Here is a 925-nt window from a genome sequence, read left to right on the forward strand (position 1 = left end):
GAACTCCTAACAGAATGGGTTGTTCGGGGGCCGGGAGCCCGGGAATGGTGGCCGTGGGGTCGGTGTTGTAGGTGTGTTGCTTGTGACTGGAGGTTCGAAACGGCCCAACGTAGACCGTGGGAGATCGACGACGAGTTGTGGGAGCGGATCGCACCCCTGCTGCCGGTGGTCCCACGTAAGACACACCACTGCGGCCGCAAACGGCTGGACGATCGTAAAGTGTTGTGCGGCATATTGTTCGTGCTCTACACCGGCATCGCGTGGGAGTTCCTGCCCCAAGAACTGGGCTACGGCTCGGGCATGACCTGCTGGCGACGGTTGCGGGACTGGCACACCGCCGGGGTCTGGCAACGGTTGCACGAATCATTGTTGGCCGAACTCAACGCCGCAGGGGCGTTGGACTGGTCGCGGGCGGTGATCGACGGCTCCCATGTGCGAGCGCTCAAAGGCGGCCCAAAACCGGGCCGAGCCCGGTCGACCGTGCCCGAACCGGCTCGAAACACCATCTGATCACCGAAGGGCACGGCATCCCGCTGGCAGTGACACTGACCGGCGGCAACCGCAACGACGTCACCCAACTCATGCCCTTGATCGAAGCGGTCCCGGCGGTGCGGGGACGACGTGGACGTCCCCGTCGACGCCCGACCACTCTCTACGCCGATCGCGGATACGACCACGACAAGTACCGTAAACAAGTGCGGGACAAGAGTATTACACCGTTGATCGCTCGCCGTGGCGTCGAGCACGGTTCCGGGCTCGGGGTGCATCGTTGGGTGGTCGAGCAGAGCTTCGCGTTGCTGCACTGGTTCCGGCGATTGCGTGTGCGTTGGGAGGTCCGCGACGACATCCACGAAGCTTTCCTCAGTCTGGCGTGCGGCATTATCTGCTGGCGCCGTCTGACCAAGCTCTCATTTTGATAGGAGTT

At 63.1% G+C, this 925-nt stretch carries 1 protein-coding gene; it reads left to right on the forward strand.

Annotation, left to right across the window (positions count from 1 at the left end):
• The first annotated feature begins 123 nt into the window (after positions 1-123).
• Positions 124-917 (forward strand): IS5 family transposase gene (locus tag ON30_RS37880; protein WP_085999421.1). Its coding sequence is split into 2 segments (ribosomal slippage): positions 124-454 and positions 454-917, totalling 795 coding nucleotides; the frame shifts between segments, so codons are not numbered across the junction.
• Positions 918-925: the final 8 nt, after the last annotated feature.

The sequence above is a fragment of the Nocardia takedensis NBRC 100417 genome (assembly GCF_000308695.1).
Lineage (GTDB): Bacteria > Actinomycetota > Actinomycetes > Mycobacteriales > Mycobacteriaceae > Nocardia > Nocardia takedensis.